This is a genomic window from Leifsonia sp. NPDC058230 (genome assembly GCF_042882245.1).
GTDB lineage: Bacteria > Actinomycetota > Actinomycetes > Actinomycetales > Microbacteriaceae > Leifsonia.
In genome coordinates, this window is the sequence record NZ_JBHVWM010000001.1 from 324,150 (window position 1) to 337,388 (window position 13,239).

General features: G+C 65.8%; 11 protein-coding genes and 1 tRNA gene. 3 read left to right on the plus strand and 9 right to left on the minus strand.

The features are described from left to right. The first annotated feature begins 1 nt into the window (after position 1). Both ACFVV0_RS01680 and ACFVV0_RS01685 read left to right on the plus strand, forming a co-directional pair. Positions 2–160 (plus strand): hypothetical protein, encoded by a 159-nt coding sequence (locus ACFVV0_RS01680; protein WP_387057413.1) that lies wholly within the window; start codon positions 2–4, stop codon positions 158–160. Further along, positions 157–795, plus strand: a complete 639-nt coding sequence (locus ACFVV0_RS01685; RefSeq protein ID WP_387057415.1) for an anthranilate synthase component II — start codon at positions 157–159, stop codon at positions 793–795. Before ACFVV0_RS01680 ends, ACFVV0_RS01685 begins: the two co-directional genes overlap by 4 nt. 62 nt (positions 796–857) lie before the next feature. Here ACFVV0_RS01685 and pknB read toward each other — a convergent pair whose 3' ends face one another. The 7 genes from pknB to ACFVV0_RS01720 form a co-directional block, all read right to left on the minus strand. Continuing rightward, the gene (gene pknB / locus ACFVV0_RS01690) at positions 858–2,552 is read right to left on the minus strand and encodes a Stk1 family PASTA domain-containing Ser/Thr kinase (RefSeq protein WP_387057417.1); all 1,695 of its coding nucleotides are present in this window, start codon (positions 2,550–2,552) and stop codon (positions 858–860) included. Between the two features lie 90 nt (positions 2,553–2,642). After that, positions 2,643–4,376 carry a serine/threonine protein kinase gene (locus ACFVV0_RS01695; protein ID WP_387057419.1) on the minus strand — a complete coding sequence of 578 codons (1,734 nt, stop codon included), beginning with the start codon at positions 4,374–4,376 and terminating at the stop codon, positions 2,643–2,645. Then, positions 4,373–5,827 carry a peptidoglycan D,D-transpeptidase FtsI family protein gene (locus ACFVV0_RS01700; RefSeq protein ID WP_387057420.1) on the minus strand — a complete coding sequence of 485 codons (1,455 nt, stop codon included), beginning with the start codon at positions 5,825–5,827 and terminating at the stop codon, positions 4,373–4,375. Before ACFVV0_RS01700 ends, ACFVV0_RS01695 begins: the two co-directional genes overlap by 4 nt. After that, positions 5,828–7,225 carry an FtsW/RodA/SpoVE family cell cycle protein gene (locus ACFVV0_RS01705; RefSeq protein WP_387057422.1) on the minus strand — a complete coding sequence of 466 codons (1,398 nt, stop codon included), beginning with the start codon at positions 7,223–7,225 and terminating at the stop codon, positions 5,828–5,830. Further along, entirely contained in the window at positions 7,209–8,462 is a 1,254-nt protein-coding gene (locus tag ACFVV0_RS01710; protein WP_387057424.1) for a PP2C family protein-serine/threonine phosphatase, read from the minus strand. The genes ACFVV0_RS01705 and ACFVV0_RS01710 overlap by 17 nt, the downstream gene beginning before the upstream one ends. A 3-nt stretch (positions 8,463–8,465) precedes the next feature. After that, positions 8,466–9,038 carry an FHA domain-containing protein gene (locus tag ACFVV0_RS01715; RefSeq protein ID WP_387057426.1) on the minus strand — a complete coding sequence of 191 codons (573 nt, stop codon included), beginning with the start codon at positions 9,036–9,038 and terminating at the stop codon, positions 8,466–8,468. Then, positions 9,035–9,778: an FhaA domain-containing protein gene (locus tag ACFVV0_RS01720; RefSeq protein WP_387057428.1), complete on the minus strand. Its 744-nt coding sequence runs from the start codon at positions 9,776–9,778 to the stop codon at positions 9,035–9,037. The genes ACFVV0_RS01715 and ACFVV0_RS01720 overlap by 4 nt, the downstream gene beginning before the upstream one ends. Before the next feature lie 175 nt (positions 9,779–9,953). On the opposite strand from ACFVV0_RS01720, the gene ACFVV0_RS01725 reads away from it, so the two are divergent. Further along, positions 9,954–10,037: transfer RNA gene (locus ACFVV0_RS01725), tRNA-Leu, on the plus strand. A 219-nt stretch (positions 10,038–10,256) separates the two neighbouring features. On the opposite strand, the gene ACFVV0_RS01730 is transcribed toward ACFVV0_RS01725, so the two are convergent. Next, a complete protein-coding gene (locus ACFVV0_RS01730) occupies positions 10,257–12,017 on the minus strand; it encodes a hypothetical protein (protein ID WP_387057430.1) in 1,761 nt (586 codons plus the stop codon). Continuing rightward, positions 12,014–13,120 (minus strand): tyrosine-type recombinase/integrase, encoded by a 1,107-nt coding sequence (locus tag ACFVV0_RS01735; RefSeq protein WP_387057432.1) that lies wholly within the window; start codon positions 13,118–13,120, stop codon positions 12,014–12,016. The genes ACFVV0_RS01730 and ACFVV0_RS01735 overlap by 4 nt, the downstream gene beginning before the upstream one ends. Positions 13,121–13,239 lie beyond the last annotated feature (119 nt).

Consider the following 13,239-nt stretch of genomic DNA (forward strand, 5'->3'; position numbering starts at 1 on the left):
CATGTACGGAGCGCTCTGGCGCATCCTGCCGGGGCCGGTGTGGGTGCGCATCCTGATTCTGATCGTCCTGGCGGTAGCGGTGCTCTTCGCGCTGGTGACCTGGGTGTTCCCTTGGGTTGATTCGCTCATGGGTCCGCAGGAAGGTACGGTGAACGCGTGACCCGTGTTCTCGTCATCGACAACTACGACAGCTTCGTCTACACCCTCAACGGCTACCTCCGGGAGCTCGGCGCGACGACCGATGTCGTGCGCAACGACGACATCCCCGAACCGGCGCTCTCAGCCCGCCTCGCCGAATACGACGCTGTGCTGATCTCTCCAGGGCCGGGCAAGCCTGCCGATGCCGGCATCTCCATCCCCGTGGTGCTCGACGCACTCAGCACCGGTCAGCCTCTCCTCGGCGTGTGCCTCGGCCACCAGGCGATCGCCGAGGCGTTCGGTGGCGTCGTCACCAACGCCGAAGAGCTGATGCACGGCAAGACCTCACAGGTCACGCACGACGAGAGCCCCTTCTACGACGGGGTCGGCCAGCCGTTCACGGCCACGCGCTACCACTCGCTCGCGGTCGTCGATGGAACGGTCCCCGACGACCTCGTGGTCACGGCACGCACATCCGGTGGCGTCATCATGGGGCTCCGGCATCGGGATGCGCCCATCTACGGCGTGCAGTTCCACCCGGAGTCGGTACTCACCGAGGGCGGTTACCGGATGCTCGGCAACTGGCTCGAGGTCGCCGGCCTCGCCGGGGCGGCAGCGAAGTCGCGCGGACTCAACCCGCTCGTGAAGCTGGCCTAGAGTCGCTTCGGTTGCACGGTGGACTCCGTTCGCCGGTTCGCCGGTGCCGCCGTACTGCGCGGTCAGCCCGTGCAGTAGGTGAGATCGACCGTCGATCCTTGAGGCACATCGCCCGGTGCGACCGATTGGCTGTGGACCAGCGGACTGCCCTGATCGGCCGGACAGGTCTTGTCCGGCTGCGGATTGGCCGTCAGGCCCAGTTGCGACAGGATGCCCGTGGCCGCCTGGATGGACTGACCGGTCAGATCGGTGAGGGTCACGTTTCCGCTGGAGACGGTCAGCGAGATCGCATCGCCCTGGTGCGCGGTCGCCGCGGAGGCGGGGTCGGTCTGGATCACCACGTTCGCCGCGACCGTCGAAGAGTTCTCCGTCGTCACCGGACCGACAGACAGACCTGCGGCCGTGATAGCGGCCTGGGCGGCGTCCAGAGTCATCCCATGAACGTCGGGAACGCTGACGGTCTTCTTGCCCGTCGACACGTATACCGTCACTGTGTCGCCCGTGGCGACGACGATTCCAGCGCCGGGATCGGTGCGGATGACCTGCCCGTCGGGATAGGTGGCGCTCTCCTCAGGCGTCTGGGTCCACTTCAGCTTCATCCCGTCGAGCTTGGCTGTCGCCGCGTCGACGGTCAGACCCGAGAGGTTGGGGACCTCGCGCGACGTCTCGGGGAGCGTCGAGCTCGGTGCGAGCCTGAGCACCCACGCCAGCACCGCGATCACGACGACCGCCATGACCGCGAACCCCGCCCAGATCCAGATGACCGGTGGGCGACGCTGGGTGCGGACCATGGTCTGGTCTTCGGCCAGCTGGCGGAACGCCGCCTCCGGGCCGGAGACCACGCTCGGCGGAGCGCCGAACAGTGTCTCGCCGAGCGGATCCGGCTCCTTGCGCAGCGGAACCTTGCCGGATGCCGCGGTCTCGAGGTCGGCGCGGAACTCGGCAACGGTCTGATACCGCTCGAAACGGTCCTTGGTGAGGGCGTGAGCCACCACCATGTCCAGGGCCGGTGAGACCTTGGGGTTGATGGTGCTCGGCGCCACGGGCGCTTCGCTGACGTGCTGATACGCGACCGCCACGGGGGTGTCGCCGCGGAACGGGGGCCGGCCGGTGAGCATCTCGAAGAGCACCACGCCGGTGGAGTACAGGTCGGTTCGGGAGTCGACCGACTCGCCCTTGGCCTGTTCCGGCGAGAAGTAGCTGGCGGTGCCGAGGATGGCCGTGGTCTGGGCGACCGTGGCAGACGAGTCGCTGATCGCTCGCGCGATGCCGAAGTCCATCACCTTGACCTGACCCGCCTTGGTGATCATGATGTTGCCCGGTTTGATGTCACGGTGCACGACGCCGGCCCGATGCGAGTACTCGAGCGCGGTCAGAATGCCCTCGCCGATGCGCACGGCCTCGGTGATCTCGAGCGGACCCTTCTTGATCAGGTCTTTGAGCAGAACACCGTCGACGTACTCCATGACGATGAACGGAAGTTGTGCCTCGTGGCCGTTCGGCTCCCGCACGGTCTCTTCGCCGGCGTCGAAGACACGGACGATCGTCGGATGCGCCATGCGGGCTGCCGCCTGCGCCTCCTGACGGAATCGCGTGCGGAAGGCGGGGTCGGTGGCGAGCGAGGGCTTGAGGAGCTTGATCGCGACCGTGCGGCCCAGCCGGGTATCGACACCCCGGTGCACGTCGGACATGCCGCCGCGACCGATGAGTTCGCCCACTTGATATCGGCCTGCGAGCAGGCGGCTATCTGGGCTCAATGCGAACTCCTTCTCTCGGGGCTGCCGATAGTGTAGCGGGGGCTGTCTGGGTATCTCCTCATGGATGCGAGCCGGTGGTCCGGGCCGCTTCTAGCCGTTGTCGGTTCCGCCCGTTCCGCTGGCCGGATCGACGACGTACGGCTCTGCGGGGGACTGGGCCGACTCGATCGACTCACCACAGAAGATCGTGTACGAGAGTTGGAAGGTTCCCGCAGCGGTCGGGGTCCAGGTGGTCGAGTTCGCGTTGACCGGGGTCTGCTTCTGGCCGTTGACGTACAGCGAGCGGCCGACGAGGGTCTGGCCCGCCGGGCAGGCGGCCGAGCCGAAGGTGACCGTGATCGCACTGTTGGCCGTTCCCTGGCCCGACGGCGGGTTAGCCGAGACGGTGTCCGTCGGGGTGGGGATGGCCGCAACCGGTCCGAAGACCTTCACGGTGATCTGCGAGCCCTTCGGCACCGGACCGGTGGGGTTCACCGAGTAGACGGTGTTGACCTGGGCCTGTGTGGTGGCCGCGTTTCCGGTCTCGATGTTGGCGACCATCCCGAGGCTCTGCAGCTTGGCGCGTGCTTCGTCGGCGGTGAGACCGTCGAAGTCGGCCTCGTTGATGGGCACGGTGTTGCTCGTCGGAGTTGGCGTCGGCGTCGGGGTCTGGCTGGGCGTCGGGGTGTCCGAGGCGGACGTCGTGGGAGCGGGCTTTCCGCTCGGCTGTGCGACCAGCGCGATGATCGTTCCGATGAGCACCAGGGCAAGGAGTGCGATGAGCGCGATCAGGGGCCAGGTCCACGGGCTGCGCTTCTTGGTCGTGGTCGACTTCTGGCCCTCTTCGTCTTCGCCCAGCGGAGTCGTGCCGGTGCCGTTGCCGCCTCCTGCGCCGCCCGCAGCAGACGGAAGGACGGTGGTGGCCTCTGTCGCTCCGGCGGCACCGGTCGGCATGAGCACCGTCGCAGCGCCGGTCAGGCCGGCCACGCCGAGGATGGCGGGGACGGATGCTGCCGCTGCCTGCACATCCCCGCGCCGCAGGGCCTGCGCAGCGCGCGCGAGGTGCGCGGCCGAGGCCGGACGGTCCGCAGGGTTCTTGGCGATGCACGCGAAGACCAGGTTGCGCACGGGCTCGGCGACCGTCGGCGGCAGCTCGGGCGGCGCCTCGTTGATCTGCGCCATCGCGATCGCCACCTGCGACTCGCCCGTGAACGGCCGGCGGCCGGCCAGGCACTCGTAGGCGACGATGCCGAGCGAGTAGATGTCGGTGGTCGGCGACGCCGGGTGGCCCGATGCCTGCTCGGGAGAGAGGTACTGGACGGTGCCCATGACCTGTCCCGTAGCGGTGAGCGGAACCTGGTCGGCGATGCGGGCGATGCCGAAGTCGGTGATCTTCACGCGGCCGTCGGGGGTGATCAGCAGGTTGCCCGGCTTGATGTCGCGGTGCACCAGACCGGCGGCGTGTGCGGCATGGAGCGCAGCGGCGGTCTGGGCGACGATGTCGAGGGTCTTGTCGGTGCTCAGCACGTGCTCGCGCTCGAGGATGGTGGAGAGCGCCTCGCCGGGCACCAGCTCCATCACGAGGAAAGCGCTGCCCTCCTCCTCGCCGTAGTCGAAGACGTTGGCGATGCCCTCGTGGTTGACGAGTGCGGCGTGACGAGCCTCCGCGCGGAAGCGCTCGAGAAAGCCCGGGTCGCCGAGATATTCGTCCTTGAGGATCTTGATCGCGACGGTGCGTCCGATGACGAGGTCTGTGGCTTGCCAGACTTCGCCCATGCCGCCGATCGCGATACGCGACTGCAGCTCGTAACGTCCCCCGAAGGTGAGCCCTGCTGTGGGTCTCATTTATTCAGCACCGCCTCTAGTACTTTTCTCGCGATCGGAGCGGCGATGGAGTTACCCGAACCGCTCTGACCTTGTCCACCGCCATTTTCCACAACAACTGCCACAGCGAATTGAGGATCGTCAGCTGGGGCGAAACCCGTGAACCAGAGCGAGTAAGGCTGGTTGACCCCGTTCTGCGCCGTTCCGGTCTTTCCGCCGACCTTGACCCCGTCTATTCTTGCATTGCTCGCCACGCCGTGATCGACGCCGTCGACCATCATCTGCTTGATCGTGTCGGCGTTCTCCTGCGAAGTCGCCTGGTCGAGTTCCTGCGGCTGAAAACTCTGCAGTGTCTGCAGGTTGGCCGACCGGATGGAGTCCACGAGGTTCGGGTACATGACCTTGCCGCCATTGGCGATCCCGGCCGACACCATTGCCATCTGCAGCGGTGTTGCACGGTCGCTCTGCTGGCCGAAGGACCCTTGCGCGCGCTGAGCGGGGTCGGTGTAGAGCGGGTAGACGCTCGGCTCCACCGGGATGGGGATGTTCAGCTTCTGGTTGAACCCGAACTTCTCCGCCTGCGTCTTGATCGTCTGCGGCTCGAGCTGAATGCCGAGCTCGGCGAACGGGATGTTGCACGACAGGATCTGGGCCGTCTCGATGGAGACCGTCTCACCGGGGCCGCAGGTGCTGAAGTTGTCGTTCTTCACGATGGTGTTGGTTCCCGGGAGCTGCAGGGCGGCGAGGTTCGGGAGCTGGCTGTCTATGGTGTAGTCCCCGGTGCCGAACGCGGTGGCGCTCATGACCGGCTTGAACGTCGAACCCGGGGGGTTGAGGTCGCCGCCGATGGTGCGATTGATCAGCGGGTCGCCGGGGGTGTCGAGGAGCTGCTGGTACAGGGCGTTGACCTGCTTGGTGTCGTGCGAGGCGAGCGTGTTCGGGTCGTAGTTCGGCTTGGAGACCATCGCGAGAATCCGGCCCGTCTTCGGCTCCATCAGCACGACCGCGCCCTGGTAGTTGCCGAGTGCGTCGTACGCCGCCTGCTGCGCCACGGGGTCGATCGTGGTCTCGACGGAGGCGCCCTGTGGGTTCTTGCCGGTGAGGATCGCGTTGACGCGGTCGAAGAACTGGGAGTTGGACGACCCGCTGAGCTTGTCGTTCAGTGCGCCCTCGAGCCCTGTCGGTTGCCCGTTGATCGGGAAGAAGCCCGTGACCGACGAGTACAGGGGACCGTTGCTGTAGACGCGCTGGAACTTGTAGACGTCGTCGCTCGGCACCGACTGCGCAACGGGCTGCCCGGCGACCAGGATGGCGCCCCGCTGCTGCGAGTAGCTGTCGTTGCGCGCACGGCTGTTGCGCGCATCCGCGGTCAGGGCGTCGGCCTGGAAGACCTGCAGGATCGACGTCGACACCAGGAGGGCGACGAACATGGCCAGCACGATCATGCTGACGCGCTTGATCTCACGGTTCACTCAGCTCACCACCAGACGGGGTTGGTTGCGCACCGTGTCGGAGAGGCGCAGGAGCAGCGCGACTATGATCCAGTTGGCCACGAGCGACGAACCGCCGGCCGCGAGGAAGGGTGTCGTGAGGCCGGTGAGCGGGATGACGCGGGTGACGCCGCCGATGACGATGAAGCACTGCAGCGCGACGGTGAACGACAGGCCGACCGCGAGCAGTTTTCCGAAATCGTCCTGGCCGGCGAAGCCGATCCGCAGCCCGCGGGCGACGAACAGGAGGTAGAGAGCGAAGATGGCGAACAGGCCCGCCAGACCCAGCTCTTCGCCGAGGCTGGCGATGATGTAGTCGCTGTTGGCGAGGGGGGTGATCCATGGCTGACCCTGGCCGAGGCCCGTGCCGATCACTCCGCCCTGTGCGAGCCCGAAGAGCCCCTGCACGAGCTGGAAGCTTCCGCCCTGCTCGTTGTAGATCTTGTCGGAGAAGGGGATGAGCCAGTTCTGGAAGCGGCCGTTGACGTAGGGGAGCACCTGACTGGCCACGACGGCGCCGCCGACGATGAGCAGCAGACCGAGGATGACCCAACTGACGCGCGCTGTCGCCACGTAGAGCATCACGAGGAAGAGGCCGAAGATCAGAAGACCGGTTCCGAGGTCGCGCTGGAAGACGATCACGGCCATCGCCATCAGCCACACGACCAGGATGGGGCCGAGGTCGCGTGCGCGCGGGAGCCGCATCCCGAGGAACTTCTTGCCGACCATCGACAGCGAATCCCGCCGCTGAACGAGGTAGCCCGCGAAGAAGATGGCGAGGCACAGCTTCGCGATCTCGCCGGGCTGGAAGCTGAACGGGCCGATGCGGATCCAGACGCGGGCGCCGAAGATCTCCTGGCCGATTCCCGGAAGCATCGGCAGCAACAGGAGCACCAGCGCGACCAGGCCGAAGATGTACGTGTAGCGCTGCAGGACCCGGTGGTTGCGGATGACCATGATCACGACGATCGCGCAGATGATCGCGACGGCGCTCCACACGATCTGGCGCACGCCCGCGCTCTCCCAGCCGGTGTCCTTGTAGTGGATGTCGATGCGGTAGATCTCCGCGATGCCGAGTCCATTGAGCACGGTGGCGATCGGCAGGAGGAACGGATCGGCCTGGGGTGCGACGTACCGCAGCGCTATGTGCATCCCGAAGACCAGGACGGAGAGGCCGACGCACAGGTAGAGGAGGGTCAGGTCGACGTGACCGAGCGCTCCGAGTTGCACGAGCACCACCGCGACCGCGTTGATCCCGCAGGCGGCGATGAGCAGCGCGAGCTCGAGGTTGCGCTGCTTCTTGGGAAGATGCAGTCGTCTGATCGGGCCGGTTGCCGGTCTCGGCCGGTCGGCCACTGCGCTCCTACTGTTGACCGACATCGCTCATCTGTTCCACGATCGCGCGCGCGGCCGACAGGTCGTCGGCGTTGATGGTCTGTTCGACGAGTTGCCTGTCGTAGGAGGGGAGTCCGCTGACTTTCACGTCGGACTCCTCGTAGACGTGGGACAGGCTGATGGGCCCGAGGCTCTGCTGCACCCCCTGGAAGACGGCGACGTTGCCTGACGGGGCTACGCCGACGAAGTAGCGCGACTGTGTCCACTGGTAGCCGAGCAGTGCGGCCAGGGCGATCGCCAGCACGAGAACGATGACGCCGATGAGCCAGGTGAGTCTGCGACGGCGCACGCGGCGTTGATCCTCTTCGATGAGCTCGTCGAGGTAGTCCTCCGACTCCGGCTCGAAGTGGGTGGGACCGGTGGCGGGACGCACCGGGTGCAAGCGCAGCGAGGGAAGCCGGCTCGCTCGTGTGGTGGGCTTCACCTCGGTGTTGAACGAGAGGGGCGCGGCGGCCGACCCGACGGTGACCGGGTCTTTGAGGGTCTCGCCGGGGGCCACATCCGCAATGTCGAGGATCACGACCGTGACGTTGTCGGGGGCGCCGGCGTCGAGGCTCTGTCGCACGAGCTTTTCAGCGACCTGCCTGGGTGGGTCGTGGGAGGCGAGGGCGTTGGAGAGGTCGTCGTTCTTGACCACTCCGCTCAGTCCGTCGGAGCAGATGAGCCAGCGGTCGCCCGGCTGCGTGTCGAGGATCCAGGTGTCGATCTCGGGGGAGGCGTCGACGTCACCGAGCACGCGCATCAGCACAGAGCGGCGCGGGTGCACCATCGCCTCTTCTTCGGTGATGCGGCCGCTGTCGACGAGGCGCTGCACGAAGGTGTGGTCGGTGGAGACCTGCTTGAGCTGCCTGTCCCGGTAGAGGTAGATGCGCGAGTCGCCGATGTGGGCGAGTGCGATCTGGTCGCCGACCCTGATGAGCGCGCTCACGGTCGTGCCCATGCCGGTGAGTTCCGGATGCTCGAAGACGGTCTCGGCGAGCAGCGAGTTGGCGGCGATCAGCGCCGCCTGCAGCGCGAACTCGGCCTCCGAAGCGGTCTCGTACTCGCGGTCGGCTTCCCGGATGCGGTTGACGGCGATCGCGGAGGCGACGTCACCGCCCGCGTGGCCGCCCATCCCGTCGGCGACGACGAACAGGTCGCGCCCGGCGTAGCCGGAGTCCTGGTTGTTTGAGCGGATCTTGCCGACGTGCGAGACGGCCGCTGCCCGGTTGGGGGAGGCCACGGCTTACCGTCGCAGCTCGAATGTCGTCGTGCCGATCTTGATCGGGGTGTCGAGTGGGACCTGGGTGGGGACGGTGACCCGCTTGCCGTCGAGGAACGTGCCGTTCGTGGAGTCCAGGTCTTGGATCATCCACTCGTCGTTCCAGAGCAGGAGGCGGGCGTGGTGTGTGGAGGTGTAGTCGTCGCGGATGACGAGGCCCGACTCGCTCGAGCGCCCGATGGTCAGCGGTTCGCGGCCGAGGGCGAGTTCGGTGCCCTGGCGCGGGCCGGAGGTGATGACGAGACGGTTGGCCGTGAGCACGGTCGCTTTCGCGCCCCCGATCGCCGCGTTGGCGCCGGACGGCAGGTTGGAGGCCGGTGGGGGCTGCATCGTGGGCACGGTCGCCGGCGCACCGACCGGCGAGGCGGCGGGTGCGGCGGCGAAGGGAGAAGCCGCGGCCTGTGCTTCGGGCAGCTTGCGCACACGCTGTCCGAACAGGTCGGTGCGCAGGGCGTAGACGATGCCGAAGACGAAGAGCCAGAGCAGCAGGAGGAAGCCGAAACGCAGAACGAGCAGCGTCAGCTCGCTGGGGTTCACGTCTCGCTCCAGAAGCCGCCGAGATCGGTGTGGCGTGTCGCGTCGTCGGCGTATCCGGTGGTCTGTTTCGGAGCGGTCGCCTGCGGCAGGACCCGGAAGACGATGCGCGTGCGCCCGATGGTGATCACCGATTCGGGTTCGAGGATGGCCTTGCGAAGCGGCTGGCCGTTGAGCTGCGAGCCGTTGGTGGAGCCGAGGTCCTGCACCTGGGCGCGGTGGCCGTCCCAGATGATCTGCACGTGCTTGCGGGAGATGCCGGTGTCGTCGACGGTGATGTCGGCGTCACTGCCGCGCCCGATCACTGTGGTCGAGTGGGTGAGCGGGTAGCGCTTGCCGCCGATGTCGAGCACGGGCGTCCAGGCGACGGAGCCTTTGACGTTCTCGGAGTCGACCTGCAGCATCCCCTCGGCGATATTCTGGTCTTCGACCAGGTCGATCGCGATGCCGCCGGTGAACTGGTAGTGCTGGGTGGTGGCGTGCTTCTGCACGAACGACACGAGCTCGTCGGTGAGGGCGGCACCCATCGAGCGCATCCTCGCGTAGTCGCTCGGCGACATGCGCAGCACGAACTTGTTGGGGGCCAGGATGCGGTCGCGCGTGACCACGGCGGCTTTGGTGTCGAGTTCCCGCCTCAGCGCGCTCGTGAGCTCGACTGGTTGCAGCCCCGAGCGAAAGGTCTTCGCGAAGGCGCCGTTGACAGCGCGCTCGAGACCTCTCTCGAAGTTGTCCAGAATGCCCACAGGTCTCCCGCTCCGGCTCGTCGACTATGAGCATGTTAGTCGGCCTGGGTGCAAAGCCGTCCTAGCGCTCCTCTCTATTGTGTAGAGAACGCGCCCGGGAAACCCCTGTGGAGCAGCCGAGGACCCGACCCCGAATTCAGGTTGGGCGGTCCTCCGTGTTATTCTCTCTGAGTTCGCGCGAGTGGCGGAATTGGCAGACGCGCTGGCTTCAGGTGCCAGTGCTCGAAAGGGCGTGGGGGTTCAAGTCCCCCCTCGCGCACGAAGGCTGTTTCAGTAAATGCCGGCAACGGATTCATGAAATAGCCGAAGCGAACAAGAAAAGGGTCGGTCTGACTGGAAAGTCAGACCGACCCTTTGTCATGTGCCCGTTGATCTGCACGCGATCGCCGCCGTGATCCTGGTGAAACGCGCGAAAGCCTGCCCGAGGGCAGGCTGGCGCCTTCTGTGCGCGGTCGATATCTCGGTGTTAGGGGGCTGGTTACAGCGGTGGGGCCGGGAGCAGTGGCTCTAGCTTCGCCAGCGGTTTGCCGGTGGTTTCCTTCCGGCGGCGCTCTCGGGGCAGGGGACCCTGGTGCAGGCGAGTCGCTTCTTCAACGAAGAAGGCGACGATTCGTCGAAGGTTCGATGAGACGCCCATGAGTGTCGCGACTAGGTATTGGAATGCATAGCCGCGCCCCGAGCGCTTGTCGGGGTTACCCAGGTCCTCGAAGTTCTTGGACTTGAGGTGGTTGTTGGACGCTTCGACCAGGCTTCGCATGCCCTTGTGTGCGCGATGGGTTGGACTGTTGAAGGCAAACTTTTGAAGGTGCTTGACCGCGATGACCTGACCCTGACCCTTGTTCTTGATTGCCTCTGCGCGACCGGCGTCGAGCGGAATGGTGAGGCTGGATGGTGTCTTGGGCTTGACGAGCTTTCCGGTAGCGCGGTCGATGGCGATGTACCCAGGCTTGGGATAGGTGTAACGCTGATAGCCGTCAGCGTCCGGCCGGCCGTGAGCCTTCATCTGGTAGCGCTCTCTAGCTTTCAACCGTGCTTCGTACGTTGCCCTGTCGATGCGTTGACCGACTCGGCCATCTGCGAGCTCTTCATCGCTTGCCATGAATTCCCGGCTTGCGTCGATGAGGTCTTGGGGCATCCATGTCACGTACCAGGTGCCGTCGACGAGGATGAGGTCCTTGTACTGGGACTTGAGTCCAAGGTCGGGTGACTTGTAGTCGAAGACGTACTCGATTCCCCGCTTCCGACCGGGAATCTGAAAGTTTTCGGGCTTCTCGTTGTTGTAGGCACGGTCGGCCATGACGAGGTAGTCACGGAAGCCCAGCCGCTCGTGCGACAGTCCCAGTCGGTCGCCGTGGCCGATGAGCGCTCCCGGCCGATGCATTGTGACTGCAGTTAGCAGGAAAGGGAAGAGGTCATTCTCGCCTGGCTTGTTCCACACCAAGGTGGCTGTTTCCAGCTCGTAGCCGGGAAGGTCGGTCTTTGCGCCCTGCCCGTCGTGGTTGCCCTCTCGCCGGTAGCGGCCTGAGAAGGGGTCGGGATTGGCGCGCGGGTACTCCCCGCTCGTCGAGTTCGGCTTTCCGGCGATTTCGACGAGGGTGGCGTCGATTGCGATATTGCCTTTGGCACGCGCGAGGATGTCTTTTGGCAGGGTCTTCACAGACGCGTGCAGCAGTTGCTCGCACACCCAGTCGAGCCTCTGCTGGTTCCGCTTGCTCTGCTCACCGGCTGCGCCAAGCGTGCGACGGACATCCCACGCGGCGTACTGGGCCGGACCTAGACACTGATTGTGCGGGGCGGGGTACGGGTCGAGGAGTGTAATGAGACGCTTCACGGTGCGCCACATGCGGTGGTACCAGTCCCAGTGGTCTCCGGGGGCGGGAGTGATGCCGAGGTAGAGGCACTCTTCATCACCCACGAACCGGACGTCGAGCGTCTCGGCGATGGACTTGTAATTCACGCCGAAACCGCTCTGGATGTGCACGAGAAACAGAATGAGAAGCGCCCGAAGTGGGATGTACTCTTTGCGGCCGGCGTTCGATTTCCGCGCCTCTCGGTCCCACTCGAGCAGTTGGGGTACGACACCGGAGCGGTCCACGATGCGGGAAGCGTTCGTCAGGTACGCGCGCGCGACGGGACCGACCGCCTTGGCTGTCGCCCACTCTCCGTGCGAGACGCCGAAGGTGTCACGCATTCGCCTTTCGAGTCGTTCAGCCGCGGCCTGCTCGATGATGTCGCTCACAGTTCGCCCTGACCACGGAGGGCGGCGCGATACTCGTCTACTTCAAGGGACGTGACGAACTCGAGGTAGCGGGGAAGGTTCTCGAACTTATCGAATCCTGCAGCGCGAAGGAGTTCCTTGATGGGCGTGCCAGCCTGGAGGTGGTGGACAAGCCATGTCGCGCGAAGGCGGTCGCCTCGGGGGTAGGTGCCCGCGGTGTACTGGGTGAAGGAGCTCAGCAGGTTCGAGCGGTCGCGGCGGTTGGGCTCTCCCCATAGCGGGTGTTCGTCGTCGGCCTCGTCGAGGAGCGGGAGCATCCACGCCTCCCACTCGCGAAGAAGGGGAACAATCCGGGGTCGGTCGCCGCGAACGTTGACGAGGACGCCGCGGTCGTCGATGACCACGTCCCTCTTGTAGAGGTGCGCGATGTCAGACGGACGAAGGCCGGCCCCGGCGCACAGCACCAGCATGAGGCGAGCGCGGTATCTCTTCTGCGCGGTTTGCTGACCCACGGCCCAGAACCGGAACTGAGACATCTCAGGAGGCGCGTACGGTGTCGCAATGCGCTTCCGGCTGAGGGGCGTAAGTGAGTCGGGGTGCTCTGCGGGCGCGACGACCTCGGAGATGCGCATGAGCATGGCCCGGTAGTTCCGGCGGGTGCCCTCCGCCCTGCCTTTGTTCTCAAGGGTGACGTACGCATCGATTGCCTGGCGGCTGAACACGACGTTCGCGGTCATCGGCAGTCCCTGCTCGTTGACACACCAGGCGACGAACGGTATCGCCACTGTCATTAGTAGCGACGCGGTGTACGGGGTCGTTGGCGCGGCGAGTGAGCATGCGTCGCGGGTGAACTCCTTGATGGACGGCCAGTTCTGGGATGTGTGAGCCGACTGCGGCTTGTGGTTGGCCAAGGTCGCGTTCACTTCCTCGGTCAGCTGGCTGTATCCACAGCATGCGAGGACTGCCGCGACGGGACCGCTCGAGTGGGTGCGGAATGAGCCGATGGCGGGGAGAAGGATGTCCGCGTGCGCGCGGGCCCAGTCGGTGCGGCCCCATCGAAGAAGCATCGGTGGGCGCTTGGTTCCGGCGGCGAGGGGCGACACGGGGTTTGTCTTGTTAGGCATGTCGAGTCTGTGCTGCCTGGCGGGGACCGGCTGGGATCAATTTCAGCGTAGAACCAGTCTGAGCAGGATATAACCCTAGTTTCTAGGTTTAAAGCCAGTACACAAGGTGAAAAATCTGT